Annotated in this window: 24 protein-coding genes; 11 read left to right on the plus strand and 13 right to left on the minus strand. The window is 58.6% G+C overall.

Annotated elements, in window-relative coordinates; all coding sequences use genetic code 11:
- Positions 1 to 189 precede the first annotated feature (189 nt).
- The 7 genes from AC0L3I_RS34840 to AC0L3I_RS34870 all read right to left on the minus strand — a co-directional run bounded on the left by AC0L3I_RS34840 (position 190) and on the right by AC0L3I_RS34870 (position 7,407).
- On the minus strand, positions 190 to 1,323 hold the full coding sequence (locus tag AC0L3I_RS34840; RefSeq protein ID WP_473529953.1) for a mandelate racemase/muconate lactonizing enzyme family protein: 1,134 nt from the start codon (positions 1,321 to 1,323) through the stop codon (positions 190 to 192).
- A gap of 11 nt (positions 1,324 to 1,334) precedes the next feature.
- Positions 1,335 to 2,459, minus strand: a complete 1,125-nt coding sequence (locus tag AC0L3I_RS34845) for an alcohol dehydrogenase family protein (protein ID WP_473529954.1) — start codon at positions 2,457 to 2,459, stop codon at positions 1,335 to 1,337.
- A 68-nt stretch (positions 2,460 to 2,527) separates the two neighbouring features.
- Positions 2,528 to 3,265 (minus strand): SDR family NAD(P)-dependent oxidoreductase, encoded by a 738-nt coding sequence (locus AC0L3I_RS34850; protein WP_473529955.1) that lies wholly within the window; start codon positions 3,263 to 3,265, stop codon positions 2,528 to 2,530.
- Positions 3,262 to 3,996 (minus strand): SDR family NAD(P)-dependent oxidoreductase, encoded by a 735-nt coding sequence (locus tag AC0L3I_RS34855; protein WP_473529956.1) that lies wholly within the window; start codon positions 3,994 to 3,996, stop codon positions 3,262 to 3,264. The genes AC0L3I_RS34850 and AC0L3I_RS34855 overlap by 4 nt, the downstream gene beginning before the upstream one ends.
- Before the next feature lie 357 nt (positions 3,997 to 4,353).
- The gene (gene proX / locus AC0L3I_RS34860; RefSeq protein WP_473529957.1) at positions 4,354 to 5,340 is read right to left on the minus strand and encodes a glycine betaine/L-proline ABC transporter substrate-binding protein ProX; all 987 of its coding nucleotides are present in this window, start codon (positions 5,338 to 5,340) and stop codon (positions 4,354 to 4,356) included.
- 37 nt (positions 5,341 to 5,377) lie between these two features.
- Complete coding sequence (locus tag AC0L3I_RS34865; protein ID WP_473529958.1) at positions 5,378 to 6,319, minus strand: ABC transporter permease; 942 nt, start codon at positions 6,317 to 6,319, stop codon at positions 5,378 to 5,380.
- The gene (locus tag AC0L3I_RS34870) at positions 6,319 to 7,407 is read right to left on the minus strand and encodes a quaternary amine ABC transporter ATP-binding protein (protein ID WP_473529959.1); all 1,089 of its coding nucleotides are present in this window, start codon (positions 7,405 to 7,407) and stop codon (positions 6,319 to 6,321) included. Before AC0L3I_RS34870 ends, AC0L3I_RS34865 begins: the two co-directional genes overlap by 1 nt.
- A 122-nt stretch (positions 7,408 to 7,529) precedes the next feature.
- On the opposite strand from AC0L3I_RS34870, the gene AC0L3I_RS34875 reads away from it, so the two are divergent.
- From AC0L3I_RS34875 to AC0L3I_RS34905, 7 genes are all read left to right on the plus strand, one after another.
- Positions 7,530 to 8,237 (plus strand): GntR family transcriptional regulator, encoded by a 708-nt coding sequence (locus tag AC0L3I_RS34875; protein WP_473529960.1) that lies wholly within the window; start codon positions 7,530 to 7,532, stop codon positions 8,235 to 8,237.
- Between the two features lie 10 nt (positions 8,238 to 8,247).
- Positions 8,248 to 9,153 (plus strand): dihydrodipicolinate synthase family protein, encoded by a 906-nt coding sequence (locus AC0L3I_RS34880; protein WP_473529961.1) that lies wholly within the window; start codon positions 8,248 to 8,250, stop codon positions 9,151 to 9,153.
- A gap of 2 nt (positions 9,154 to 9,155) precedes the next feature.
- The gene (locus AC0L3I_RS34885) at positions 9,156 to 10,655 is read left to right on the plus strand and encodes an aldehyde dehydrogenase (protein ID WP_473529962.1); all 1,500 of its coding nucleotides are present in this window, start codon (positions 9,156 to 9,158) and stop codon (positions 10,653 to 10,655) included.
- Positions 10,652 to 11,998: an NAD(P)/FAD-dependent oxidoreductase gene (locus AC0L3I_RS34890; RefSeq protein WP_473529963.1), complete on the plus strand. Its 1,347-nt coding sequence runs from the start codon at positions 10,652 to 10,654 to the stop codon at positions 11,996 to 11,998. The genes AC0L3I_RS34885 and AC0L3I_RS34890 overlap by 4 nt, the downstream gene beginning before the upstream one ends.
- Before the next feature lie 94 nt (positions 11,999 to 12,092).
- A complete protein-coding gene (locus AC0L3I_RS34895) occupies positions 12,093 to 13,199 on the plus strand; it encodes a mandelate racemase/muconate lactonizing enzyme family protein (RefSeq protein WP_473529964.1) in 1,107 nt (368 codons plus the stop codon).
- A gap of 180 nt (positions 13,200 to 13,379) precedes the next feature.
- Positions 13,380 to 14,267 carry a dihydrodipicolinate synthase family protein gene (locus AC0L3I_RS34900; protein WP_473529965.1) on the plus strand — a complete coding sequence of 296 codons (888 nt, stop codon included), beginning with the start codon at positions 13,380 to 13,382 and terminating at the stop codon, positions 14,265 to 14,267.
- 126 nt (positions 14,268 to 14,393) lie between these two features.
- Entirely contained in the window at positions 14,394 to 15,383 is a 990-nt protein-coding gene (locus tag AC0L3I_RS34905) for a GlxA family transcriptional regulator (RefSeq protein WP_473529966.1), read from the plus strand.
- An 81-nt stretch (positions 15,384 to 15,464) separates the two neighbouring features.
- On the opposite strand, the gene dddP is transcribed toward AC0L3I_RS34905, so the two are convergent.
- From dddP to AC0L3I_RS34935, 6 genes are all read right to left on the minus strand, one after another.
- On the minus strand, positions 15,465 to 16,796 hold the full coding sequence (gene dddP, locus AC0L3I_RS34910; protein ID WP_473529967.1) for a dimethylsulfonioproprionate lyase DddP: 1,332 nt from the start codon (positions 16,794 to 16,796) through the stop codon (positions 15,465 to 15,467).
- A 135-nt stretch (positions 16,797 to 16,931) separates the two neighbouring features.
- Positions 16,932 to 17,963, minus strand: a complete 1,032-nt coding sequence (locus AC0L3I_RS34915; RefSeq protein WP_473529968.1) for a GlxA family transcriptional regulator — start codon at positions 17,961 to 17,963, stop codon at positions 16,932 to 16,934.
- Positions 17,964 to 18,045: 82 nt separating this feature from the next.
- A complete protein-coding gene (locus AC0L3I_RS34920) occupies positions 18,046 to 18,738 on the minus strand; it encodes a corrinoid protein (RefSeq protein WP_473529969.1) in 693 nt (230 codons plus the stop codon).
- 92 nt (positions 18,739 to 18,830) lie between these two features.
- The gene (locus tag AC0L3I_RS34925) at positions 18,831 to 20,480 is read right to left on the minus strand and encodes an ABC transporter substrate-binding protein (protein WP_473529970.1); all 1,650 of its coding nucleotides are present in this window, start codon (positions 20,478 to 20,480) and stop codon (positions 18,831 to 18,833) included.
- 70 nt (positions 20,481 to 20,550) lie between these two features.
- The gene (locus AC0L3I_RS34930; RefSeq protein WP_473529971.1) at positions 20,551 to 22,092 is read right to left on the minus strand and encodes a trimethylamine methyltransferase family protein; all 1,542 of its coding nucleotides are present in this window, start codon (positions 22,090 to 22,092) and stop codon (positions 20,551 to 20,553) included.
- Between the two features lie 260 nt (positions 22,093 to 22,352).
- Entirely contained in the window at positions 22,353 to 23,261 is a 909-nt protein-coding gene (locus AC0L3I_RS34935; protein ID WP_473529972.1) for a LysR substrate-binding domain-containing protein, read from the minus strand.
- Positions 23,262 to 23,396: 135 nt separating this feature from the next.
- On the opposite strand from AC0L3I_RS34935, the gene AC0L3I_RS34940 reads away from it, so the two are divergent.
- From AC0L3I_RS34940 to AC0L3I_RS34955, 4 genes are all read left to right on the plus strand, one after another.
- Positions 23,397 to 24,752, plus strand: coding sequence for an NAD(P)/FAD-dependent oxidoreductase (locus tag AC0L3I_RS34940; protein ID WP_473529973.1), 1,356 nt, complete (start codon positions 23,397 to 23,399; stop codon positions 24,750 to 24,752).
- Between the two features lie 17 nt (positions 24,753 to 24,769).
- Complete coding sequence (locus tag AC0L3I_RS34945) at positions 24,770 to 25,642, plus strand: dihydrodipicolinate synthase family protein (RefSeq protein WP_473529974.1); 873 nt, start codon at positions 24,770 to 24,772, stop codon at positions 25,640 to 25,642.
- A 22-nt stretch (positions 25,643 to 25,664) separates the two neighbouring features.
- A complete protein-coding gene (locus tag AC0L3I_RS34950) occupies positions 25,665 to 26,279 on the plus strand; it encodes a short chain dehydrogenase (protein ID WP_473529975.1) in 615 nt (204 codons plus the stop codon).
- 121 nt (positions 26,280 to 26,400) lie between these two features.
- Positions 26,401 to 26,528: FAD-dependent oxidoreductase (locus AC0L3I_RS34955; protein WP_473529976.1), on the plus strand; the 128-nt coding region annotated here is incomplete at its 3' end.

Consider the following 26,528-nt stretch of genomic DNA (forward strand, 5'->3'; position numbering starts at 1 on the left):
CAGCAACTCGTCCCATGCATCGCATCTCCAATCGAATCAACGCAATAATCGCACGAATTACGCGATCATGACACTAGACCCTGATTCGGTTAGGACTCATCGGCGTGGAACGGTAGCAAAGAAGACGGCGGGCGCCCCGTGGCAAAGCAGGGGCACTCGCATGCCAGCACGTGAAGCCTGCTGGTCAACCTAATCTCCCCAAACCATGATAGGCTCGCCGAGAACGGTACGATCAACCTCGATTCCGAGCCCTGGCAGGTTCGGCGGGATCACGCCCCCGTCGCCATATTGCGCGTTGAATTTGGCCGTTTTCACCGTAACCATGTCATCGCTTTTCAGCACACAGCGCAGCAAACGCGTGGGCACGGTGGCGCCAAGATGGACGATTGCGGCGAAGGCGATGGCGGAACCGGCAGTTTCCTGGACACTCACAGTGAGACCTGCAGCACGGCAGATGTCGCGATGCCGGCGGCCATGGGTCAGACCACCGGCTTTCGAAATCTTGAGACCGATGCCGTCGGCCAAATCGTTAGCCACAATGAAGGCAATGTCTTCGTCGAGTTGGGCGAGCTCATCGATCACGATGGGGTAGGGACAGCGCTTGCGCAAAGACATGGTTTCCCGGATCGTCGCACAGGGGGCCTCCAAGACGAAGTCCAGCCCGTGCGGCAGCAACCGCAGCATCCTCAGCGCAGTTTCGGGAAGGAGACCGCCGTTCGCATCGACAATAAAAAACTCGCCTGGTTTCTTGTCGGCCAGGCATGCTGCGATACGTTCGGCATCAAGCGCCGGTCCTCCTTCGCTGTCCAAGGCCCCTATCTTGACTGAATGTCCCAGGTATCCCCTCGCGCGATGGTCCGCCGTGCGGCGGCGCATCTCTTCCGGATCGCCAGCGTAGATCGACGAAATCATCGGTAGGGGTTTTCCTGTTCCGCCTCCGAGGAGTTCGCAAACCGGCAGACCGACCGACTTGCCAAAGATATCCCAACACGCGACGTCGAGTGCTGTTTTGGCGTGATTGTGGCCGATCAGAGCGGAATCCATCGCATCATTGATACGGTCGACCTGGCGAGGATCGTGGCCCAGCAATGAAGGCGCGATCTCGGCGATTCCCGCTCGCGTGCCAAGAGCATGGGACGCAATATAGGTTGCACCGAATGGCGTACTTTCGCCCCATCCCTCGATCCCGGTGTTCGTGGTCACGCGGACGATCGTCGCATCGAAGCTGCGGTATTCTCGTCCACCCGAAAGGAGATAGACGCCGCCAGAATAGGGGAGGTTGACTTGGAAGACGTCGATTTTCTGGATTTTGAGGTCGAGCATTTTTGTCGCTTTCACTTGGGTATGACGAGAGCCAGCTTGCCGCTGATTTTCTTGGACAGGAAGTCCTCCTGCGCCTGGACGATGTTTTCCAATGGATAGGTCTTGCCGATGTGCGGCTTGATTTCGCCGCCTTCGATGTAAGACACGAGGTTTTCGAAGACTATGTCCTCCTGGAATGTGCAGCCAAAGAAGCTCAGATCTTTGAGATAGAGCGTGCGGACATCAAGCTCGACAATCGGTCCGGCAATTGCACCGGCGACAGCATAGCGTCCGCCACGCCTCAATACGTCCAGCAACTGCGGAAACTGCGGGCCTGCCGCGACGTCGATGACAACATCGATCGAGTCCTTTCCTACGGCGTCGGCGAGACTGTCGCCACGCAACACCACGCGATCAGCACCGAGATCGCGTACCGTGGCGGCCTTGCTTTGGCCTGCAGCCGCGATGACGATGGCCCCACGCCGTTTTGCCAATTGGACTGCAGCGGACCCGACGCCACCGGATGAGCCCGTCATGAGCACAGTCTCGCCAGCCCTCACGTCTGCCCGATGCAACATGCCTTCGGCGGTCGAATAGGCACAGGGCACCGCAGCCAATTCGACGTCGCTCCAATCGCAGTCGACCTTGAACGTCTCACGCGATGGCGCTTTCGCGTATTGCGCGAATGCGCCGTCGCATTCCGATCCAAATGTCCAGCATTCCCAAGGTCGATAGTCCACATAGGTGCGAAGCAAATTCCGCACGATCACCCGTTCGCCGATCCGCCCATCATCGACACCCTCTCCAACAGACACGATGTGGCCACAGCAATCTGCGCCTTGAATGCGAGGGAAGGACAACGCCATTCCTGTCCAACTCGCGTCGTCATCCTCCGACGACTCAAATCCGGAGGAACCGCCTTCGGAAGTACCGCTCCTCACTCCCTTGGAATACCAGCCGATCCGGGTATTGATATCGGTGTTGTTAATCGCGGCCGCAGCCACCTTTATGAGAACCTCGCCCGGTCCCGGTTGTGGAACCGAGAGGTCGGTCTTGAATTGCAGCTTGTCGAAGCCGCCATGTCCGGTCAGCACCACGCCGGACATGGTCGTTGGAATGCGGGTTGATGGGGTCAATTTCGCTGCCTCTTTGCTCATACTCGTTCTCCCTTAAGCGGTGAAAATTCGGAAGACGGCGGCTGGCGCAAGATCGGCCGGCTGACTGGTCATTGCGGTAGACTAAGCTTCGCCATTCGACCGCCGTCTATGGTCCAGACCTGACCTGTCACAAACGACGACTCGTCCGATGCCAACCAAGCCACCAGACTTGCGACCTCTTCGGGCTTTCCGGTGCGTCCCACCGGATGAATTTTGCCAATATCCCGGCGGAACCCTGCCGGATCGGGCATGCTTTCGATGAAGTCAACATTCAGAACGGTGTCGATCCACCCTGGTGCAACAGCATTGCATCGGACGCCTTCGGCACTGTGGTCGACCGCAACCGCGCGGGTAAGACCGTGAATTCCAGCCTTGGAAGCGCAATAGGCAGCGTGTCTCGGGTTGGAGCCGAGCCCCTCGATCGAACCAATATTGACGATCGTCCCGCCAACCGCGCGGAGATGGGAGAGTGCTGCTTTGATCATGGCAAATGGCGTTGTCAGATTTACCGCTATCGTCCGCTGCCAGTCCTCGATGCTCAAGTCCTCCACGAGGGCTTCTTGCATCATGCCGGCGTTGTTTATCAAAACGTCGAGCCGTCCGGCACGGCCGGCAACTGACTGCACAGCGCCGGACGCAGCGAATGGGTCGGTGAAATCAACGGCTATCCCTTCGAACTCCTGGTCCTCGCCACGTTGTGCCGTGAATACCCGCGCCCCCTCGTCTCGTAACCGGCGCGCAATGGCTAGACCGAGACCGGTGCGACCGCCTGTGACAAGGGCGACTTTGCCTGCGAACCTGTTCATCCCACGGGCTTTCCACCATTGACCTCAACCAGCGAGCCGCACATGTAGCGGGCGGCGTCAGAGGCAAGAAACAGGACCACCGCGGCAATATCGTCCGTCTCAGCAATCCGCCCAATCGGAACGGTCTTTCCCAATTCGGCAACCGCCGTGTCCGGGTCGAAGCCGCGTTTGATAAAGCCTGTTCGAAGCATTGGCGTGTTGACCTCGTTGGGGCACACGGCATTGACCCGAATGTTCTGGTGGGCGTGATCCATGCCCATGCACTGGGTCAACGAGGCAACGGCAGCCTTGGTCATGCAGTATACGGCGTGGTTCGGACCCGGCCGAACACCCCAGCATGACGACACGTTGACGATCGCGCCGCCACCTCGATCCGCCATGATAGGAATGGCGCCCCGGCACACACGAAACGGGGCCTCTACATTCACGCCGAGTGACAAGGCCCAGTCGGCGTCCGTTGTGTTGGCTACCGAGCCCCGCGTGATCACGCCGGCGTTGTTGACCAAAATGTCCAGGCCGCCCAGTGCCGCAAATGCGGCTGCGGACAAACTGTCCGCATAGCTTGCATCAAGCAAGTCGCCAGGCAGATGCGCCTCGGCGTCCACGCCCGCCACGTCGCGATCCGCTACGGCGACCCTTACGCCTTCAGCTCGCAGCTGCTTGACGATCGCCGCTCCGATGCCGCCGGCGGCACCTGTCACCAAGGCGGTCTTTCCCCTGAAATAGCTCATCAGTCCCTTCCTGCTCACTTTCAATTAGAGTCAGTCCTGGCTACCCGGCGTGTTGCTGAAATGCCCTCGATAAGGCCTTCAAAAAATGCGACGTCGAAGTGAGCCCGCGTGCAAGAGCGATTTCTTGGTCCTTTAGGCGATGTAGGCCCGTACCGCTCGATCAACCGCTCCAACTGCCTGGAAGGCATGCCAAGCCGGTGAACGAGCTCCGAATCGCTGACGCGCGCTCGATGTGCTCTTCCATGACATCACTCCGCCAAGGCGGTTATTCGCTGCTGAGATCGTGCCTATGGCGGCGGGCGGAGGGGCAAAAAAATAAGTTGCGGGGCGCTGCCTGGAGCGCCCCGCTGTCGACAATCATTTCACAGTTTCGCGGGCCGCTTGGAGCCAGCCGTCGTACGCATCGCGGTGGGCCGCGATCCAGGTCTCGACATGCTTGTCGATGTCGGCGGAATTCTTTTCGCCGTCGGCGATCAATTTGTTCTCAGCCGAGATGTCTTTGATGTCGATCTTCGCGAATTCAAACAGTTTGGCCGCCGCCGGATTGGCCTTAAGGAAATCGTTGCGAGCAACAATCCGCAGGCTGTCCACCGCGAAGCCCAGATTCTTGCCATCGAACTCGGTGTTCGCTTTGGCACCATCCGGCAGAGAGCTGTAAGGCACGCTCAGCCATTCCACGTCCTTGCCTGGAACCAGCGCGCCCGAGACCCAATAGGGCGTCCAGGTGTAGTAGAGGACGGGCTTCCCGTTCTTGGCACGTGCGATCGTATCGGCGATGATCGCGTTGTATTCGCCCTGGTTGTGCGTGACCGTGTCACGCAGGCCGTACTCGGTCAATTGATGCTCGATCACGCGCTCGCATCCCCAGCCGGGCACGCAGCCGGCGAGATCGGCCTTGCCATCGCCGTCCTCGTCGAACTTGGCAACGATCTTCGGGTCTTTCAGGTCGCCCAGGTTCTTGACCCCGGCGTCGTAGCTGGCCTTGTCGACCAGATATCCCTGGAGCGCGCCTTCGACCAAGGTGCCGACTTTGCTAATCTTCTCCGGTCCACCCGCTTCTTTGAAGAATGCTTCATGCAGCTGATCCCAGCTGTCGGTGAAGAAATCGGCATCACCGGTGCCAACGGCGAGATGTGCGGTCTGGGCGATAACCTCCTGCGGTTCGGCAACGGTATAGCCTAGGTCCTGGAGCGCACGGAAGATGACCCGCGCCTGGAACATCTCCTCGATCGCTGGCTGTATCACCGGCCGTACGGTAACGCCTTCGCCTGGCTTGTCCTTGGCAAAGAGCGGACTTGCGGTAAGCGATAGGACGATCGCTGTAGTCACCGAAAAGAGTTTCATGCGATTTCTCCCTTGTTGAATGTGAAATTGGTTCTCGTCAGGCATGCTTGTGGAACAGGTTGGTGATCAGCCCGACAGGCCCGCTCTGCCACCAGTGGCGATGGCCTCTGTCGCGCCTCGACTGATTCAGGCCCTGGGTGATGCGGTCGAGGACTATTGCTAGGATCACGATTCCAAGCCCGCCGACGATTGCCTTTCCGGCATCTAGACGTCCCATTGCGCGCAGTACTTCGTTGCCAAGGCCGCGGACCGAGATCATCGACGCGATGACCACCATCGACAGCGACAGCATGATGGTCTGATTGAGACCCGCGAAAATGGTCGGCGTGGCCATCGGCAGCTCGACCTTGAACATGATCTGTGACGGTGAGGCACCGAACGCGCGGGCCGCTTCGACGACGCTTGGATTTACCGTGCGGATGCCCAGTGAGGTGAGCCTTATCAACGGGGCGAGCGCGAATATGACCGTGACCAGGACGCCCGAGACATTGCCAATTCCAATAAGCATGACGACGGGAACCAGGTAGACGAAGGCTGGAATGGTCTGCATCGTGTCCAGGAGGGGCCGAAGTACAGCTTCGAAACGATCGCTCTTGCCTGCGAAGATTCCGAGAGGAAGGCCGATGATCACGGAGAGGATCACCGCAGACATCACGATAGCCAGCGTCGTCATCGCCAGTGACCACGCTTCTGGCGACAGAAACCCGAGGACAGTCAAAGCGACTGCAACGTAGATGGCGGTCCGGCGGCCTGCCGCTTGCCAGGCGATCAACACGATGATTGCGAGCATGACGAGCGGCGGAATCGCCAGAAAAGCTCGTTCGATGCTTTGAATCACGCCATCGAGGAAGATTTTGAAGGGCTGGATTGCTTCGCGGTTGTCAATCGCCCACTGCTTTATGCCGTCGGAATGATCAGCGATTTTCAGATCGATGCCCTCGAACGGATTTAGCCAGTTGAAGGTCTGTTCGTCGGCCATCAATTGATCTCCCGTTTGGCCGGGCTGGAGTGGTCCCGGCCTTGAATGCCCCGCAGCAAAGCGTCCTTGGTCACGACACCGGCAACGACGTCGCCGTCTCTCACCAGGATGGGATGGGCGGTTCCGATGGACAGGTTTACCAATGTGTTGAGCTTGTCGTCGGGCCGGGCGACTGGCCAATTTGCGGTATCGGCCGAGCCGTTGGTCTGTCGGTACTGCTCAAGTGGCAGCATCACCTTGGCGGCGGTGACAAGATCGAGTTTGGAGATGCCGCCGACGAATTGCGCGACGTATTCGTCCACGGGGTTTGTGACAATCTCCTCTGGCGTCCCGATCTGCACCAGAACGCCGTCCTTCATGATGGCGATGCGGTCGCCGATGCGGATCGCCTCGGACAGATCATGCGTGATGAACACGGTGGTCTTATGGAGTTCGGCGGAGAGCTCCATGAAGGTGCCCTGCAACTGGTGGCGGATAAGCGGATCGAGCGCGGAAAACGGTTCGTCCATCAGCAGGATCGAGGGATTGGCCGCTATGGCGCGCGCCAGACCCACGCGCTGTTGCATGCCGCCGGAAAGCTCATCAGGGTATTTGAGGTCCCACCCGGTGAGCTCCACCGCCTCAATAGCCTGCCGGGCAACCTCGCGGCGCTTGTCTTCGGCTACGCCTCTCACCTCCAGGGCGAAGGCTACGTTGTCCCGGACATTGCGGTGGGGCATCAAAGCCATGTTTTGGAAGACCATGCCGATGGTTTCGGCGCGGATCCGACGCAGTTCCGTCGCGCTCATGGCATTGACGTTTCGGCCTTCAATGTAAATCGCACCGTCGGTAGGCTCGATCAATCGGTTGATGTGTCGGATCAGGGTCGACTTCCCCGATCCTGACAGCCCCATGATGCAGAATATCTCACCGCGGCCGACGCTGAAGGTGGCGTCACTGACCCCAACGACGCAGTCGAGCTTGTCGCGGATTTGAGCTTTGTTCAGCTCTCCAGCCTTGACAGCGCGGATCGCCTCCTTGGCCTTGGCGCCGAATACCTTCCAGACGCCATCGCATCGAATGACGGGCTCTTCACCCTGGATATCCATTCGCTGTTCCCTTATGCCGTTTTTTTTCTTACAACATAAATTTTCTGAATAGACAATATGTATTATTACGCGCTACAAAGATTGTGATAAATCGCAGGACGAAACCCTTGTGAGGATCATCCATGCCCGGTGACGCGAAACGAAACAAAAGCAATTGCTTGGAGGACCTGCGCCGCCGCATTCTGACGGAGAAGCTGGAGCCAGGGAGCTATCTCGACGAGACCGAGATCGCCGAGTTGTATGGCATGTCCCGTCCTCCGGTGCGCGAACTGCTCCGACAACTTGCCGGAGAAGGCTACGTGGTTCTCCACGAGAATCGCGGCGCTCAGGTCGTCCCGATGAACCACAAGACGCTAAGGAATTTTTTCATCGCGGCGCCGATGGTGTATGCAGCAATCGGCCGGCTGGCTGCCCAAAACGCGACCCCGCCACAGATCATGCGGTTGAAGGACACGCAGCTTCTGTTTCGCGCCGCTATCCGGGATGGTGACACCGAGCAACGCGCGCTGACCAATGAGCGCTTCCACTCGATCATGGGCGAGATGGCAGACAACGAATTTCTGATGCCCAGCCTGAAGCGATTGCTAATTGATCACACGCGCATCGGGATGACGTTCTACAGCCCGCGAAATGCCGACCTGGCCGCCCAACGGGCGACAGCCGTTCAACAGCACGATCAGTTCATCGAGCTTATCGACGCGGGGGATGCAGAAGGCTGCGCCGAGCTATCGATAGCGCACTGGGAACTGTCCCGCGCTCAGATCGAGAGCTTCGTAGCGCCGGCAACCTTTTTCGTTCCACTGGGACGGGTGCCTGACAGTTTAGGTTGAGGAGTATCTGATGAAATTCGAGGGGATATACACTCCCGTCATCACGCCACATTGTGACGACGGTTCAATCGATCGCGATGCGTTCGTCAAAATTGTCGAGCACCTGATAGCATCAGGTGTGCACGGCGTCATCAGCGGTGGGTCGACGGGCGAATACTATGCGCAGTCGATGGACGAACGCATCGAAATGGCGAAGCTCGCCAAGGAAGTCATCGGCGATCGCGTGTCTCTCACCGTAGGCACAGTCGCTATCCGGCTGCAGGACTCGATCCTGATGGCCGAAACGGCGGCCAAGATCGGCGCCTCGGCCATTCTCGTCGGATCGCCGCCTTATTCGGTGCCGACGGAGCGCGAAAACGCCCTAAACGCCTTGGCGATCGACAGGGCGGCGGACCTCCCGATCATGCTCTATAACTACCCGGGCCGCATGGGGATCAACATGGGCGAGGATTTCCTCGACCGCGTCGCCCGCAGCCGCAATTTCTGCGCCATCAAGGAGAGCTCCGGCGACATCAACCGGGTACATCTGCTCGCCCGCGACTACCCGCACATCCAGATGTCCTGCGGAATGGACGACCAGGCCTTGGAGTTCTTTGCGTGGGGAGCGCGCAGCTGGGTCTGCGGGGGCTCGAACTTCCTGCAGAAGGAACATGTCGCGCTTTACCGCGCATGCGCGGTCGAGGGCAATTTTGCCAGGGGGCGTCGGATCATGTCCGCGCTAATGCCTCTGATGCGCGTGCTGGAGCAGGGCGGGAAATTTATTCAATGCATCAAGCACGGCTGTGAAATGGCTGGATTCCATGCTGGCCCCCCACGACCACCGCTAAAGGGATTGAACAAGGACGATATGCGCCAACTGGAACAGGTCGTGCGGGTCCTGAAGTGCACGATTGCGGAAATTGAAGCGGAGGCATGAGCATGGGCAATCTTCTGACACACGAGGAATATGTGGCGATTGCCGCCAAGTTGGAGTTTCCGACACAGGCATTCATCGACGGCAGCTTCAGACCGGCAATCTCGGGGAAAACATTCGAAACGACCAATCCGGCCACGGGCAAGGTGCTGGCGAAGATTGCCTCCTGCGGTCCCGAGGACGTCGCCTTAGCCGTACAAAAGGCGCGCGACGCGTTCGAGGACGGTCGCTGGTCGCGCCTTCATCCATCGGCGCGTAAGGAAGCCCTCATCCGTCTCACCAAGCTCATGAAGCGCAACGCCCATGAACTGGCCGTTCTGGAAAGCCTCGACAGCGGCAAGACGATCTACGATTGCGAGAACGTCGATGTCCCTGAAACCATCCACTGCCTTGCCTGGCATGCAGAATTGATCGACAAGGTCTACGATCAGGTGGCGCCGGCCTCCGACAACCACATCGCGATGATCGTCCGCGAACCCGTCGGCGTCGTGGGCTTGGTCCTGCCCTGGAATTTCCCGCTGCTGATGCTGGCCTGGAAGATCGGACCGGCACTCGCCGCGGGCAATTCGATCATCGTCAAGCCGGCCAAGGAAACGACCTTGACCGCGCTGCGTGTCGCCGAGCTTGCGATGGAGGCGGGCATCCCCTCCGGCGTCTTCAACGTGCTGCCGGGCGGTGGCTCCGAAGTCGGGGAGCCGCTTGGGCGACACATGGATGTGGATATGGTGTCGTTCACGGGCTCGACGGAGACCGGAAGACGCTTTCCGCGCTATTCGGCCGAGTCGAACCTCAAGGAAGTGACATTGGAAATGGGCGGCAAGAACCCGGCCATCGTGCTGGACGACGCGGAGAATATCGATCGCGTCGCCGCCCACGTCGTGAACGGCGCGTTCTGGAATATGGGACAAAACTGCTCTGCCTCCTCGCGGCTCATCGTTCAACGCGGCATCAAGGACGAACTCCTCAAGCGGGTTATCGCGCATGCCAGGGAGTGGCCGATGGGCGACCCGCTGAATCCCGAGAATCGGGTGGGTGCGCTGGTTTCCAAGGCGCACCTCGAAAAAGTCTGCTCCTATCTCGAGAAGGGCCAGAAGGTGCTGCTCGGCGGAAAGGCCAAGGGTGGGTTCGTGGAACCCACGATCCTGGACGTCAGCGACCGCGACGCGAAGGTCGTGCGGGAAGAGATTTTCGGACCGATCCTCACGGTGCTGACTGTCGAGAGTTTCGATGAAGCCATTACGCTTGCCAACGACACAGAGTACGGACTGTGTGCGTCGATCTACACATCGAACGCGAAACGAGCCATAAGGGGAGCACGTGCGATCCGGGCGGGCACCGTGACCGTCAACAGCTTCGGCGAGGGAGACATCACAACGCCCTTCGGGGGCTTCAAGTCTTCCGGCTTCGGCGGCCGCGACAACGGCATCCAGGCCCACGACCAGTACACCAGAATCAAGACCATCTGGCTTGATCTCACCGATGACGCAGACGAGGCGGTCGCGTGACCGTCCACAAGGCTGAAAGGCTGCCGGTCCAACGGGGGCCTGCAGCCTGGAACGCCATCCTCCCGGCCCAACCCTATTCCGCGCCCGTTGATGGGGACATCCGTGTCGATGTCGCCATAGTTGGCGGCGGCTTCGCTGGTCTTTCAGCCGCCAAACGTCTGCGCCAACAAGACGCGAATCTTCGTATCGCGGTTCTTGAGGCCAGCGGTCTCGCCGAAGGCGCTTCCGGCCGCAACTCAGGCTTCATGATCGACCTGCCTCACGATGTGCAGTCCGATGACTATGCCGGAAAGGGTGTCGAGGACGACAAGCAAATGATCGCGCTGAATCGCGCGGCCATTTCCTTCGCGAAGGAGTGCGTCGAAGAGTATGGAATCGACGCCGCCTATTTCGATCCAGCGGGCAAGATCAACGGAGCAGCCAGCGAGACAGCGCGCAACCTCAACGCAAGTTATGCGAAACACCTCACTGAATTGGGCGAAGCCAGCGAGATGCTCGATGGCAAGGCGATGCAAGAGGTAACGGGAAGTCGCCACTACACATCTGGCCTTTACACGCCCGGAACAGTGATGATCCAGCCGGCGGGGTATATCCGGTCGCTTGGTGTAGGCCTTCGACGCGACGGCGTGTTCGTGTTTGAGAGATCCCCTGTCTCAAAGCTTGCAAGAGTGAACCAAGATTGGATACTTACAACGCCCAATGGCCGTGTCGCCGCGGCGAAGGTCATTCTTGCCAACAACGGGCACCTGGAGAGCTTCGGCTTCGCACGCAAGCGACTCATGCACGTTTTCCTGTACGCCTCGATGACTGTCGAGCTCGACGCTGGAGCCCTTTCCAGGCTGGGAGGGCAGCCTCGTTGGGGCATTACCCCGTCCGACCCGATGGGGACGACGATGAGACGCATCGATACGGCACAGGGCGGAAACCGCATCATCACCCGGACCTGCGCCAGCTATCTGCCTGGGATGGTGCCGTCGAAGTCAGCGGTCGCCCGTGCGGCAAAGGTTCATCGGCGAAAATTCGCCGACCGCTTTCCCGCGATCGCCGATGTTCCGATGGAATACAGTTGGGCTGGACACCTCTGCCTGACCTGGAACGGCGTCTCGGTGATGCGCGAACTTGAGCCGGGCCTTTTCGCGGCTTGCTGCTGCAACGGCCTGGGAACTGTGCGCAGTACGCTAACCGGCATCGCCGCGGCCGACACGTTGTTGAACCGGCCTTCGAAAATTTCCGCGCATTTCATGGCTGAACCACAACCATCGAAGCTCGTACCATCGCCTTTCGCCGAGATTGGCGCGAACCTCTATTTCCGTTGGAAAGAGTGGAGAGCGCGTGAGGAATAGCCGTACCGAAATCACTAACCTTGCCGGGCCGACTGTCTAACCGACGTTCGCACGTTTTGCCCCGCAAAAAATATTACCTTCAGATTGGAACGACATGAAAATCAAGGAAGTTCACGTCTTCGCGCATGATCTGCCGGTCAAGAACGGCCCCTACACGATGGGCGGCGTCAAGGTGTATGCGCTCGATACTACGATCGTTAAGGTCGTGATCGACAATGGTCTCATCGGTTGGGGCGAAACCTGCCCCTTGGGCACGACCTACCAGCCGCAGCATGCAAAAGGTGCCCGTGCTGCACTGGACGAGATGGCTCAGGGACTGATCGGAGCCGACCCGCTTCAGCCAGTAGCCCTTCGACGCCGGATGGATGGCCTCCTGAATGGCCACCGATATGCCAAGGCAGCCGTGGATATGGCGGCATACGACATCATGGGCAAGCAGTTTGGCATGCGCGTCGCCGATCTTCTTGGCGGCGCCGTGACCGAACGGGTTCCGTCATATTATGCGTTGGGCATAGGCGAGCCCGATGAGGTTGCGCGTATTGCGGCGGAGCGTGTTGCGGAAGGCTATCCGCGCCTCCAGATCAAGATCGGCGGGCGACCGGTTGAGATCGACATTGCCGTGGTGCGCAAGGTCTGGGAGCGTGTCGGGGATTGCGTCCGGCTCGCAGCCGATGCCAACCGATCCCTGACTGCCCGCGACACACTGCGGCTCAGTCGCGAGTGCCTCGATGTTCCGCTCATTTTGGAACAGCCCTGCAATACGTTCGAAGAGATCAAGGCCATCCGCAATCAACTGCACCACGCTGTATATCTCGACGAAAATACAGAGGACCTTTCCGCTGTGATCCGTGCGATTGGAGAGGGAGTATGCGACGGCTTCGGAATGAAGGTGACCCGCATTGGTGGTCTCCATGCAATGGCAACGGTGCGTGATCTTTGCGAGGCACGTTCAATGCCCCACACTTGCGATGATGGGTGGGGCGGCGACATCCTCGCCGCCGCTTGTGTTCAAATCGGTGCCACCGTCAGTCCGCGCCTGAACGAGGGCGTGTGGATCGCGGCACCGTATATCGAAGGCCACTATGACGAGAAGAACGGAGTGTCCATTGAAGGAGGACACATCAGGCTTCCGAGCGGGCCTGGCCTGGGAGTTGTTCCGCAGGAATCCTGCTTTGGCTCTCCAGTGGCATCTTATGGTTGATCGATAGAGAACGCGGCGTTTCCCGGTCCAACGTCGGACAGGAGTTACGCGAATGCCAGCCGACCCGGAGCAATCGTCCGGCCGCCACTGCCACCAGCATCGAAACCATACCCGCCTCGGCTAGCATTCAAAGACATTCGCATTCCCCAAGCTGGAAGCATTGGAGACCTGAGAAAAAAGATGTCTGACTTTCCATTTCCCGGCTTGAACCTGGCGATCACAACACCGTTTGACGCCTCTGGTCATATCGATTGGACCCGTTTGCGGGGACTTGTCGAACGCTACCTTGCTGCCGGGATAAAGGGCTTCGTGCTTAGCTCCGGCACTGGGATGCATGTGTACCTTTCCAAGGAAGAATCCAAGGAGCTTGCGCAGCGGGGCAGCAGAATCATCAATGGCCGCGCAAAAATCATAGTCCAGACGTCCGCGCTTCTCGTCGAGGAGGTCATAGAGCGTACCAAGCATGCCGCCGACTGTGGCGCGGATGGTGTAATGGTCCTACCGCCGTTTTTCGAAGGGCCGACCGACCACGACGACATCGTGGCCTTCTATTCCGAAGTCTCTAACGGCGGTCTTCCGATCATCGGCTATAACGTGCCTCAGGCCGTAGGCGTTGAGGTCACTCCAAGCCTTATTCAACGTCTCTGCGAGATCCCCAATTTCCACACAGTCAAAGACAGCAGCGGCGATCTCGCCAAGCAGGCGTCCCTAATCCGCACGGGTCTTCCCGTCATAAATGGCGCAGACCCGTTGGTCCCTTACGCTCTTTTCGCGGGTGCTCGCGGCTTGATATGGGGAGGCGCAAACATTGCGCCCAAATCCTGCCTCGGCGTCGTCGAAGCCGCGGAGGCCCAGGACTGGCAGCTCGTCCGCGAGCGATGGAAGCCCCTTGAGTTCATCATGTCGCTCCTTTGGCAGGGCGACTATGTGCAATCGGTTTATGCTGCATCGAAGATCACCGGGTACGACGCTGGAAAACCGCGCCGTCCGCTGCGCGCTCTACCAGCACAAAAGATGCTGGCGCTTCGGATGGCCATCGACGATCTGGCAACGAGAGAGGCCGCCTAACGGTGAAACTTGCGGCGAGGAAGTATTCTGCCTCCACGAGTACCGGCTGCCCCGGTTTCCAAGTCTGATAAGAATGAGCAGGATCGAAGCGATGGCGCTGTTACCCAATGACATAGGCCGCCGGTCATGAAATCAGCACAAGAAGCGCCCGGGCTCAGCCGATTGAAGATCGGCTTTGTGCTGGCTCGTTCGTTCACCCTTTCCGCGTTCGCGCTGTTCGTCGACACGCTCAGATTGGCGAGCGACGAAACCGACAAATCCGGCAGGATTTTGGCCGATTGGCAGCTCCTGGCGAGCACCCGAAACCTGATCACCTCCAGTTGCGGCGTCCAGGTCGCGCCGACCTCGGATTTCGTTGACCCGGCCGAGTTCAACTACATCGTGGTCGTGGGTGGGCTGCTGAACAGTGAATTTCCAGTCGACAGCGAGACGGTCAGCTACCTGAAGCGAGTCGCCGCTAGCAAGGTCCCCTTGATCGGGGTCTGCACGGGAACGTTCATCCTGGCCGAGGCTGGCCTGATGAAGTACCACACGACCTGCGTCAGCTGGCTGCACTATCAGGCTTTCCGCGAGCGTTTCCCGGATCACGAGGTCAGGGCGGACCGTCTGTTCAATCTTGATCGCACCAGGGGATCATGTGCTGGGGGCAGCAGCGCAGCAGACATGGCGGCGTCAATCGTTAGACGCCATATTGGTAGAGAGGCAGAGAGAAACGCCCTCGAAGTGTTGCAGATCGAGAGGGCGCGCGCGCCGTCCGACATCCAGCCGCACAGCCCGACCTTCATCGAGTGCCAGGATCCTCGGCTCAAGGCGGCGCTCATCATCATGGAGAATCACATCGAGAATACGATCTCCATTCCCAAGGTGGCTGCCTTGGTAGGACTGTCCCGAAGGCAACTCGAGCGCCTCTTCATGGAGAAGACAAACAGCTCTCCGGCGATTGTTTACACAAGGGTGCGTCTGGAGCGGGCGAAGCACCTCCTGATGCAGACCCGTGCTCCGATGATCGAGATCGCCGTCGAGGTCGGGTTTGAGAACGCCTCGCATTTCTCGAGGCTCTTCCGTCAGACCTATGGCCAACCGCCCACCAAATTCAGGGCGGCGGTTTCAAGCTAAGTCACTAACCTTGTGGTTGCGCCGGGGGATTCCAAATCTTAGCCTAACCGCGTCCGCCCTCTCTGGCTCAAGGACAGCGGCTCAACTCATTAACGCGGCGTCGAAAGGACACCTCGTGAGCTTCTCACAGCCGCCCTCTGTTATCAGGACCTGCTCTTCGAGTTTTACGCCTTCACGGCCCCCGACGGCACCAATGTAAGCTTCGACGCACAATGTCATGCCTGGCTCGAGGATGTAGTCGAACGCCCCAGGAATAAAATCTTCGGGGTAATAGATTGCAGGATATTCGTCACACAGACCGATACCATGCATCATTACACCGTATCGTTGATCAACGAATTCTTCAGGTAGTTTGTGGCCGCGCTTGGTGAGTTCAGTGAAGGAGATACCTGGCCGCAAGAGGTCCATGTTGGTCGTTACGTGCTCCAGAGCTATGGCATGAAGTCTGCGTTGTTCATCGCTTGGGCGCCCATCGCCGCAAAACCAAGTTCGCGAAAAGTCTGCGCACATACCGTATGGTCCCACCATATCGGTATCGAAGGCAACCAGATCTCCTGACCCTATCCTTCGCGGCCCTGCTTCCTGCATCCAAGGATTTGTCCTCGGGCCAGAAGTCAAGATTCGCGTCTCGATCCATTCGCCTCCGCGCGCGATGTTTTCAGCATGGAGAACCGACCACAATTCGGTTTCTGCAATGCCTGGTTGCAAAACCTCGCGCATTTTTGCGACTGCGATCTCGCATGTTGCAAGAGCGCAGCGCATGGCATTGGTCTCGTCGATGCCCTTTACAGCCCTTGCATGCTCCATGAGTTGCATGCCGTTGCAGATTTCGATGCCGGCGGCGTCCAGTGCGCGCAAGCCGGGAATCTCAATCTTGTCAACTGCAAGTCGGCGGTTCCTGCCTCCATGCGTTCGCAACAGCTCATCAATTTGCCCTGCAAAACCCTTGGCAACGGCTTCCTCCTGGTCGCCAGCCACAAAGTAGTAAAAACCCGCACCGTCCGTGCGAATCTCGTTCACCAATGGTAGATGCTCCGAAAGGTGGCCGCAGCGGTGGAAGTCCCAAAGGACAACGTATCCATCGGCTGAAACAAAAACAGCACGTGATGGATTGTGCGTGATCCAAATATGCATGTTCGAGGAGTCAGTTGCATATCGGATGTTCAGTGGATCGTAGCACAGCACGCCGGCGTAGTCCCGTTGGCGCAGCTGTTGCACGATGCGGGCCAGACGGGTTTTCCTCATCCGTTCCAGGTTGGGAGGCGTGAGGCCCAAGGCTGCCCACTCGGCGAAGGCGACATCTGTCGGTCCGATCTCCACCCGATCGTTTTCGTCTATGGTTCCATCCGGCTTCAGCGCCATTGCCCGGCGCGTCGGATCAATTTTGTTGTTCACGATCGAAAACGAGGACATTTTTGATGGTATCTGCTGCTGAAGATGTCTCGGTGTACCGCCGGATTGCTGGAATTTGGCTCGGGGCTCCGAGCTGCGGAAGGCGGGAAAAATATTGCCCGGCGTAAGATCAATTCATCTGGGAATTGTGAGCCATCAGCCTCGACAGGCACTTGGATTGGCGCCGAAGGCCTGGCGGAAGCATTTCGAAAAATGCGAGGCCGACGCGAAACCGCATGCGATTGCGATCTCGACCATGGGCAATTCTGTCTGTTCAATGAGACGCTTGGCCCGGCTAAGTCTCAAATGCAGGTAGAATCGCATGGGAGACGACGTAATCGACCGCTGGAAAAGCCGTTCGATCTGACGCTGCGAGCGGCCGACGCATTTTGCGATGTAGCGGAGCGGCAGTGGGTCCTCAATATGCTCCTCCATGATTCGAATGACGTCTGCCAGCGACTTGCAGATACCGGTTTCACCAGCGTTGACGGTCGATTGTTTATCTGAAGCGGGGCGCCAATGCCCGGCAGTCGTATGTCGACACACAGCCAATGCCGTGTCTCTGCCAAGGCGCTCGCTGATCAGCTCCATAACGAGGTCGAAGGACGCAAATTCTCCTGCGCAAGTCAGGAGGTGAGGATCGCGAACGAACAGTTGGTCGGTAACCTGGAGGCGGCCAAACTTTTCAGACAGGGCGGCCCTCTTGTCCCAATGGATTGTGCAAGCGGTATCATCGAGTAACCCGCTTTCCGCCAGCAGCCATGTCGCAGTACCCAACGCCGCGATTGGAACCCCGTGCCGCTTGCAAAGCCGAAGAATCTTCGTGAGGGAAGTCGACATCTGCTTTTGGACCCGTTCGCCAGCGCAGACGATGACCATGCTTGGTCCCTTGCCGGACTGAATGCATTCTCCAGTGCCGGAAAAATCACTGCCGACCGAAAAGATGAACCCGCTGGCGCATTCAACCGGCTGGCCATCCGGGCTCGCGATCGTCCAGTCGAAGCAGGATCGGCCGGAGATGGAATTGGCAAGGCGAAGCGGATCCACGAAGGATGAAAGGCCGAGCTGGGAAAATCCCGGAAGTGCAAGAATGACCAGTCGGTACACGTCTTCAGTGTCGATCACCTCCCGGCTGGGATTCCATCCGACGATCCGCGAACGGTCTCCCGCTGAAAATGGCGCATTCATAAGGTCATACATCCTCGTTGACGGTGATCAACATCGAGCGGGGCGTTGGCACCAGCGTCTTGCAGGATGGGCGCCGCCGCCATCAACTGCGCGTGTTGTGCTTGCGTTTCATGAAGTCCTTGGCAGTTTCGACCGCCACAGCCGCATCGCGGCAATAGGCATCGGCGCCGACGGCCTTGCCGAATTCCTCGTTCAATGGCGCGCCGCCGACCAGCACGACGTAGTCGTCGCGGATGCCCTTTTCCTTCATCGTGTCGATGACGACCTTCATGTAGGGCATGGTCGTGGTCAAAAGCGCCGACATGCCGACGATGTCTGGCTTATGCTCCTCAATCGCTGCCATATATTTCTCGACCGCATTGTTGATGCCGAGATCGATGACGTCGAAGCCGGCGCCTTCCATCATCATGCCGACGAGGTTCTTGCCGATGTCATGGATGTCGCCCTTGACGGTGCCGATCACCATTTTGCCCTGCTTCGGCGCGCCGGTGGCGACGAGCAGCGGTCGCAGGATGAACATGCCGGCTTTCATGGCGTTGGCGGACAGAAGCACTTCCGGTACGAACAGGATGCCGTCGCGGAAATCCTCGCCGACGATGCGCATGCCTTCAACCAGAGCCTCGGTGAGCACGGTGTAGGGCTGCCAGCCGCGCTCCAGGAGGATATTGGTGCCTTCCTCGATCTCTTCCTTCAGCCCGTCATAGAGGTCGTCGTGCATCTGCTGCACCAACTCGTCGTCGGAAAGCTCCGAAAGGATGATCTCGTCGTCGGCCATGTCGGGTCGCCTCGTGCATAGTTCAAAGGAGGTCGGTACCCCATGCTCGATGGGGCACCGACCAGGCTTCCGGTTGGAGCCTTGGGAGTCGACTAGGCTGCCAGCCAGACTTTCTGCAAATCCATCTGGAAAGTCTGGTGGATTGCATAGTTCTGAACTTTTTTGTTCATGTGACCAAAGAGGCTTTGCCAGAACGGCTGGATGATGACCCCAGAATCCTGCAGCACGTCTTCGATGTCCTTCATCAATTCCTTGCGCTTGGCGGCGTCGCTTACCGAGAACGCCTTCTTGAGTTTGGCATCGAAGTCGGGGTTTGCGTAGGCAGTCTCATTCCACGCCTCGCCAGTGCGATAAGCCAGCGCAAGGACCTGAACCCCGAGCGGCCGCATGTACCAAACGGTCAGTGAATAGGGATACTTCGCCCAGTCGTTCCAGAAAGTCGAACCCGGAAGCACGGTGCGCTTGACCTTGAAGCCGGCCTCACGCAGCTGCGCCGCAATGGCGTCACCAGTATTCTTCTGCCAGTCCTCGTCGATCGAAATAAGCTCATGCTCGAAGTCAGCATGTCCCGACGCAGTTATGAGCTTCTTGGCACCATCCAAGTCTCGACTCTTCTTGGGAAGAGGGTAGTACTCCGGGTGGATCGGGCTGACGTGATGGTTTTCGCCGACCGTTCCGCGCCCTGCGTATCCCAGCTTAAGCACCGCGTTATTGTCGACCGCCATCTGAAGTGCGTTGCGCACCTTCTTGTCGTCATACGGCTTGTGGCCCGTGTTGGTGCGACACACCAGAGTGGTTGCGGTAGCGACCTCCGATTTGACCACGTCCATCTTGTCCAAAATGTCGATGAAATCAGCTGGTGTCTCCAGATTGACGTCGATCTCGCCGGAGTCGAAGGCGGAGACTGTCGCCTGGAAATCGGTTCCGTAGTCGATGAATTGCACGCCATCGAGCAGGGCTTCGCCGCCCCACCACTTGCCATTCTCGCGGCGCTTGACCTCAGCCTTGCTGCCGACCGAGTAGGATACCAGTTCGAATGCCCCCGTTCCGATCGGCTTTGCGACCGGGTCAGCACCGCCGGCATCGAAACTGCGATGAACGATCAATCCGGGGTAGTCCGTGCAGTTGGCGATGATGGCGATGTCTGGCTCACTCAGCAGGAGCTTGACCGTATGATCATCGACCTTGACGATTGCTCCATCTCTCGCCTTGCCGGTCTTGGCATCGATCAGTCCACCGACGCGAGCGCCCATGGAATTGCCGGAGACACCCTTCTCGCACCAGCGGGTAATGTTGAAGATCACGTCATCGGCGTCGAAAGCGTCGCCATTGTTCCAGGTAACGCCCTCCCGGATATGGAAGACATACTCGGTGGCATTGTCATTGACCTCCCAGCTTTCCAGCAGGACAGGTTCAAACGTGAATTCGTGTGTGTAGCGAACCAGCGGCTCGAGCCAACAACGGGAAATATTGGCAAGTTCCACCCAGTCATAGGTACGTGGATCTTTCTGCGCCTTGACGGGCATGGACACGCGCAGGGTTCCGCCCTTCTTAGCCTCAGCGGCACGTGCTGGCTGCGGCAATGCTACGCCGATCAGGCCGTAGGCCATCGCGGCCGAGGCGCCGAACGTGCTTGCAAGCGCGAGAAACTCGCGCCGGTCCATTTGTCCTGCTTTGACGTCGCTCGCCATCTTTTCGATGGAAGCCGGAACGCGATTCCCATTGCTTTTGAAAAGTCCCATTTTCTTCTCCCTTGTTAGTGTTCCCGTTCGTTGATCTCATTCTTTGATCTCATGGGTTCGTGGCCGCGGCCTAGGCGATGCTTGGCGAAATTTCCTCCTGGCGTTGCGCCACGAATGCATCGAGTTCCTCGCGCACGGCTGGATCCATCGGCGGCTGCTCGTAACTCGCGATGATCGATTTCGCCTTCTCACGGCAGCGCTGCGCCATGTCCTTAGAGCCTTTGACCTTCCACTGCTCGTAGCTGAGGTAGTCGAGGATCTCCGGCGCGAAGAATGCGTCCTTGAAGCGCTTGAGCGTGAAGGAATCTCCGAGATAGTGGCCGCCCGGGCCGATGCGCCGCACGGCCCTGAGAGCCTCGTCGAAATGCTCGAACGAAATCCCCTGCGCGTATTTTTCAATCAGCAGGTTCTGTTCAGCATCGGCAACAAACTTCGCCATGCAGCATACGAGGCCGGCCTCATCCCAGCCGCCCGCATGCATCATCAGATTCGCGCATGCGCTCGCTCCCGACATGTAAGCGATCGCCGACTCGTATCCGGACTGAGCATCAAACGTCTTGGCGGACGACTGGGATGCAGTCGTTCGCCACGGCAAGCCATACCGCCTTGCCAGTTGGCCGATGACGGCGTTGATCAGAGTGACTTCGGGCATGCCGGACATCGGAGCGCCGCTGCGCATCGACACCGAGACTGAATATTGTCCATAGATCATTTTGGCGCCGGGCCTGACCAGCTGGGTGTAGGCGAGCGCTGCGAGCGCCTCGGCGTTCAACTGGGCAATTGTGGCCGGGATGTCGGCTGGAGTGTTTGCAGCGCCGAGCACAAAAGGCGACAGCAGGACGACCTGGTTCGCCTCAACGAAAGCGCGGAGCCCTTCCAGCATGGTCGAATCCCAGACCAGCGGCGAGTTTCCTGAGACGTGACCGAGCATCACCGCGTTCTGATCCATAAAGGCCTTGCCGTGGACGATCTGCCCCATGGCGATCGAGTCCTCGGCTCGCTGCTTCCCGGTCGTCAGACCGAAGAAGGGCATGTTCGTTTCCGCCAGGCTCGAATGGTTGATGTGCAGATGGCGCCATGGAACGGCGATGTCGGTCGGCTCACAGGTGAACCCGCCGGCGATATGGAACCCGGGCAGCATCTGGGTCAGCCGGTTCATGTTCCGCAGATCCTCGATCGTGGATGCGCGTCGCACACCCTGAAGGTCCCGGACGTTTGGCGCGCCTTGCATGGCGCCGAAGGTCATTGTGTCTGGCGCGATCTCGAAACGCTGCGACGGATCGCGAGACGTCATCTCAAAGCGGGATGGGGCCTTCGAGATCAGATGCATCAGCATCTCGCCATCGAGGCGCACACGTTGGTCTTGGACATCGGCGCCAGCCTCCTTCCATTGCCGAATCGCCGTTTCATCCCGGAATTCGATTCCGATCTCGCGCAGGATCGCCAACGAAGCCTGGTGAATGCGCTCAAGCTGCTCGGCGGTGACGGCCTCCACAGGCCGAATGCCGTACTTGATGGTCGAGACGCGGGGCCTCTTCTCTGTTTCCCGGGCGGCTACGACCGACGCGCGTCCTCCGCGGCGTCGGATTACGGGGGTATCAGTGTCCATCATCGCGTTTTCCCAGAGGGGCGCAAAAGGTCGCCGTCAAAAGAACTTTCCTCGGTCCGCGTACGGAATGCGGGCCTGCTCATTGACGTTGATGATAGGGGCGAACAAACATCCTGAGAATTCGCAAAAGGTTTCGCTGGCGTTAAATTCAGTTTATATCTGGGTCGACAGCGCAGTCACTCGCTACCTGTTAAGGACAGCCCGAAAAGCGACGCGGAGGTGGGTATAAGAACCGAGGGAGCGTTGACCGGTAGCCGTCTAGTCTAAGGGCGCAATTCCTTCGACTGAGCGAGGAACCAGTCCACCAGAACCTTGCACCTCTTGTTTTTGCCTGCGTCATCATTGGACAAGAGGAAGAAGGCGCGGTCGGTCTTGATCTCAGTCGCGATGGGCCGAACCAGCAGGCGGTTGTTAAGCAGGTGTTGGGCGGTCAGGGACCATCCCAGCGAGATTCCTTCGCCTGCAAGAGCTGCCTGAAGCGCCAGCTGATAGTCGTTGAATACAATGTTCGGTTTGGTCTCGCTGGCATCTCCGCCTGCAAGCTCGACCCATTCGGGCCAGCTCATTCGCTTGCGAAAGGCATCGGACGAATGAATGAGCTGGTGTCGAACCAGCTCATCGACGCTCTTTGGAGCGGGGTGCGCCAGAAGATATGCGGGGGAGCAGACGGGGAAAATGATCTCGTCGCATACGAACCAGCTGTTGGCCCTATCAAAATCCCGTGGCCGCACCCATACGGTGACGTCTACTTCGTGATCGGGTTCGATGTCCCGATCGGTGCCGACCACCTTGATCTTAACGTCCGGATGCTCTTCCTGGAAATGATAGAGCTGAGGCGCAAGCCAATGTGCCGCGAGGGATGTTGACGCAGCAAAAGTGACGTACTTCGTTCCGCGATCGGAAATGGTCTCAAGCCGCTGTTCCAGACGGCGGAAGCTAGTGCGCACCTCATCGTAGAGCTGCCTGCCAGCCTCCGTCAGCTGCACTCCTCGATTGTCACGGGCAAAGAGCGCGGTCCCGCAATGCTTCTCGAACATCTTGATCGAGTGCGAGACACTCGGTTGCGTCACGCTGAGCTCGCTGGCTGCGCTTTTGAAACTTTGGGTTCGGGCAGCCGCTTCGAAGACAAAAAGCGAATGCGTCGAGGGCACCAGGCTGCGAAGCTTTGACATGAAGCAGATCTATATCAGACGCTATCTTTTCCGTCTACGAGACACCCGCCAGGTGGTCTATTCAAACAGGAAACTAACGCGACCGCGGATCGTAGCCAAGCATCTTCACCGGCCGCTTAACTCAGCGAGTTGGCAGTGAATTCGTTCAACCAAACAACGACCAAAGAGCGCAAAGTCGTTCAGCCGCCCCACCCCGAACCGACTATGTCCGGCTGGTACACTGCGGCAGGGCCGGAGTTGGCGCTGGTGCCGCAAGAAGGCGACGTTGCGTGTGACTGCCTGGTGATTGGCGGCGGCTGGATGGGGCTGCACGCGGCCCGTCGATTTGCCGAACTCAACCCGCAGTCTTCGGTTGTCCTCGTAGACGCCGGCCGCATTGGGAACAATGCATCCGGACGGTGCATGGGTTTCGTCATCGATCTCGCGCACAATCCTCGGAAACGCGATTTCGTCGAAGACATCAAGGGGAACAAGGAAGAGCTGTTCGTTAACCTGGACGGCATTGCCTACATCCGAAGCGCCGTCGAGGAGTATGGGGTCGATTGCGACTGGGACGCGCAAGGAAAATACCACAGCGCGGCCACCGCTCACGGGGTGGAGGACCTGCACCGCTTTTCGAAGGCGCTGGATAAGCTTGGGCAGAATTACAGCTGGGTCGAGACCCCCGAAATCCAGGCGATCACCGGCAGCAAGCACTATATCAAAGCCTTGCATCATCCCGGCACCGTATTGGTCCAGCCTGCGAAGTATCTCAAGAACGCGACAAGAAACCTGCCCGCGAACGTCACCGTTCACGAAAACACCCCCATCGTGGCGGTGCAGTTCGGTGCGCCGAAGCACATCTGCGAGACGCCCGCCGGAACAATTAGGGCTTCGAAGGTCATCATCTGCGCGTCAGGCTATCTGACGAAGTTTGGCTTCTTCGACAACCGCGCCATACCCCTGTACACTTTTGCAAGCATGACACGACAGCTCACCGAGCGCGAGCTCTCGCGGGTGGGAAATAAGAAAGCCTACGGACTTATTCCAGCCAACAGCTTCGGCACGACGGTTCGTCGCACGATCGACAACCGGCTGTTCCTTCGCAACGTCTATTCCTATGCGACTGACTTCAAGACCACCACGCACGACGTGATGAGGGCTCGGGTGCAGCAGCAGATCGCGTTCGATCGGCGGTGGCCGGAGCTCTCGCCGATCGGCTTCGAGGCCAGCTGGGGCGGCCTTCTTACGCTCGCGCAAAATGGCGGAATGGTCTTCGGCGAGTTGGCGGAGAAGGTCTACGGCGCCGCATTCTGCAACGGAACAGGCGTCGCGCGAGGAGCAGCCTTCGGCAAGGCCGTGGCGGATCTGGCGTCAGGGCGATCATCGCCGGTGGTCGACATACTGAAGACGCGAGCAAGTCCCAGCAAGCCTTATCCCAAGCCTGTCACAGCGATGGGCGTTCGCATCGTAACCGCGGTCCGTTTCCGACAGGCCGGCGCTGAAGTCTAGATACAACGAGAGAGATCATGGCGGACCTGAAGGGCATAAATCTAGCAATGCAGACACCGTTCGATGAGAATGGTGCGATCAACTACTCGATTTTCGAGGATCTGATCGAGAAGTACGTCGCCGCGGGCGTTCACGGGCTGGTGCTTGGCGCAGGCACCGGGCAACACCCCTATCTTACCGAGGCCGAGTGCAACCGCCTCTACGAAGTAGGCGCAAAGCGAATAGCTGGTCGCTGCAACGTCATTTGCCAGACCTCCGCTTTGAATATGGACGAAGTCATCAGAAGGTCGCGTCACGCGGAGTCCGTCGGCGCCGACGCATTGATGGTTCTGCCACCCTACCTGGAGGGTCCGAGTGATGAGCAGGGAATCTTCGACTTTTACAAAGCAATCGACGCTGAATTAGGTGTCGACCTGGTCGGCTACAACATCCCACAGGCCACCGGCATTTCGGTTTCACCACAGCTGTTTGAGCGCCTGAGCCAGTTGAAGAACTTTAACTACATCAAGGACAGCGCAGGGGACTTTACTGTCCATCAGGAGTACCTGCAGACAAGCGGAACGGTGCTCAATGGCTGCGACACCACCACGCTCTACGCTTTGATGGCCGGGGCCCGCGGCGTCATATGGGGTGGTGCGAATTACATGCCTTCTGAAGCGGTCGAGCTATATAGATTGGTGGACCGCAAGGAATACGAACAGGCGCTAACGCTCTGGCAGCGCATGTTGCCCTCGTTGCTCTTTATCTGGAGGTCTCCCTATACGCCGTCGGTACTTCGAGCGGCGCAACTGCGCGGCTACGGAACAGGTAATGTTCGCAGCCCATTGAGAAAGCTCTCCGCAGATCAGGAAGCGCAGCTTCGCCGTTCGCTGGAACCGTTAGGCGTGTAAGGCGCAGAGAGGCGAGTGCTTCGTGAGAATCGTTCATGTTGGTGCGAGTGGCGTGATCGGCAAGGCCGTGTCGGCCGAACTCGCCAGGCGCCATGATCTCATCGCTGTCGGCCGAAGCGCCGGCGATTTCCAGGTCGATATCGACAATCCCTCGTCCATAAGTCGAATGTTCAGCCAGATCGGCGAGTTCGATGCTCTGATATGCACAGCGGGCGCGGTTCATTTCGCCCCGCTCGCGGACTTCACCATCGAGCAATACGCAATCGGCTTGCAAAGCAAACTCATGGGGCAGGTGAACCTTGTCAGACTTGGGCTTAGACTCCTTCGTGAGGAAGGATCGTTCACGTTGACCTCCGGTCCAACGAACGACGATCCGATATCGCTCGGAACATCATCCGCGATGGTCAATGGCGCGCTCGAGGGATTTGTCCGAAGTGCTGCAATTGAGCTTCGCCAAGATCGTCGGATCAATCTGGTAAGTCCGACTATGCTCGAGGAGTCCTCTCGGCTCTACAGTCCTTACTTCCAGGGTTCGAAGGCCGTCGCGACCACCGACGTGGTGCTTGGTTACGTCAAAAGTGTCGAAGGCAGGCAAACAGGATGTGTTTACAGGATTGGATGGTCACGAGATCGCTGACCTGAATGTCGCACAACGGGCTGACATGCGAGCCGAAGTGTGCATCGGCAGCCGGTGTAGTTGCTCGGACTGGCATAGGCTTATCCGACATAGATTGGTCTGGTAACGGGAGTAAGACCGCTTGATTATTCCGTCCAAAGCTCGCGCCGTTGTCATTGGCGGCGGCGTCTCAGGCTGCTCGGTCGCCTACCATCTGGCCAAGCTCGGCTGGACCGACATCGTGCTGCTCGAACGAAAGCAGCTGACATC

Source organism: Mesorhizobium sp. WSM4840 (assembly GCF_055811755.1).

Bases quoted from the DNA above. Each gene is read 5' to 3' on its own strand.
- AC0L3I_RS34915 (WP_473529968.1), bottom strand. From the start codon at position 17,963: ATGAATGCGCCATTTTCAGCGGGAGACCGTTCGCGGATCGTCGGATGG.
- proX (WP_473529957.1), bottom strand. From the start codon at position 5,340: ATGAAACTCTTTTCGGTGACTACAGCGATCGTCCTATCGCTTACCGCA.
- AC0L3I_RS34850 (WP_473529955.1), bottom strand. From the start codon at position 3,265: ATGAACAGGTTCGCAGGCAAAGTCGCCCTTGTCACAGGCGGTCGCACC.
- AC0L3I_RS34920 (WP_473529969.1), bottom strand. From the start codon at position 18,738: ATGGCCGACGACGAGATCATCCTTTCGGAGCTTTCCGACGACGAGTTG.
- AC0L3I_RS34930 (WP_473529971.1), bottom strand. From the start codon at position 22,092: ATGATGGACACTGATACCCCCGTAATCCGACGCCGCGGAGGACGCGCG.
- AC0L3I_RS34865 (WP_473529958.1), bottom strand. From the start codon at position 6,319: ATGGCCGACGAACAGACCTTCAACTGGCTAAATCCGTTCGAGGGCATC.
- AC0L3I_RS34935 (WP_473529972.1), bottom strand. From the start codon at position 23,261: ATGTCAAAGCTTCGCAGCCTGGTGCCCTCGACGCATTCGCTTTTTGTC.
- AC0L3I_RS34870 (WP_473529959.1), bottom strand. From the start codon at position 7,407: ATGGATATCCAGGGTGAAGAGCCCGTCATTCGATGCGATGGCGTCTGG.
- dddP (WP_473529967.1), bottom strand. From the start codon at position 16,796: ATGTCCTCGTTTTCGATCGTGAACAACAAAATTGATCCGACGCGCCGG.
- AC0L3I_RS34845 (WP_473529954.1), bottom strand. From the start codon at position 2,459: ATGAGCAAAGAGGCAGCGAAATTGACCCCATCAACCCGCATTCCAACG.
- AC0L3I_RS34925 (WP_473529970.1), bottom strand. From the start codon at position 20,480: ATGGGACTTTTCAAAAGCAATGGGAATCGCGTTCCGGCTTCCATCGAA.
- AC0L3I_RS34875 (WP_473529960.1), top strand. From the start codon at position 7,530: ATGCCCGGTGACGCGAAACGAAACAAAAGCAATTGCTTGGAGGACCTG.
- AC0L3I_RS34900 (WP_473529965.1), top strand. From the start codon at position 13,380: ATGTCTGACTTTCCATTTCCCGGCTTGAACCTGGCGATCACAACACCG.
- AC0L3I_RS34945 (WP_473529974.1), top strand. From the start codon at position 24,770: ATGGCGGACCTGAAGGGCATAAATCTAGCAATGCAGACACCGTTCGAT.
- AC0L3I_RS34855 (WP_473529956.1), bottom strand. From the start codon at position 3,996: ATGAGCTATTTCAGGGGAAAGACCGCCTTGGTGACAGGTGCCGCCGGC.
- AC0L3I_RS34885 (WP_473529962.1), top strand. From the start codon at position 9,156: ATGGGCAATCTTCTGACACACGAGGAATATGTGGCGATTGCCGCCAAG.
- AC0L3I_RS34840 (WP_473529953.1), bottom strand. From the start codon at position 1,323: ATGCTCGACCTCAAAATCCAGAAAATCGACGTCTTCCAAGTCAACCTC.
- AC0L3I_RS34905 (WP_473529966.1), top strand. From the start codon at position 14,394: ATGAAATCAGCACAAGAAGCGCCCGGGCTCAGCCGATTGAAGATCGGC.
- AC0L3I_RS34895 (WP_473529964.1), top strand. From the start codon at position 12,093: ATGAAAATCAAGGAAGTTCACGTCTTCGCGCATGATCTGCCGGTCAAG.
- AC0L3I_RS34880 (WP_473529961.1), top strand. From the start codon at position 8,248: ATGAAATTCGAGGGGATATACACTCCCGTCATCACGCCACATTGTGAC.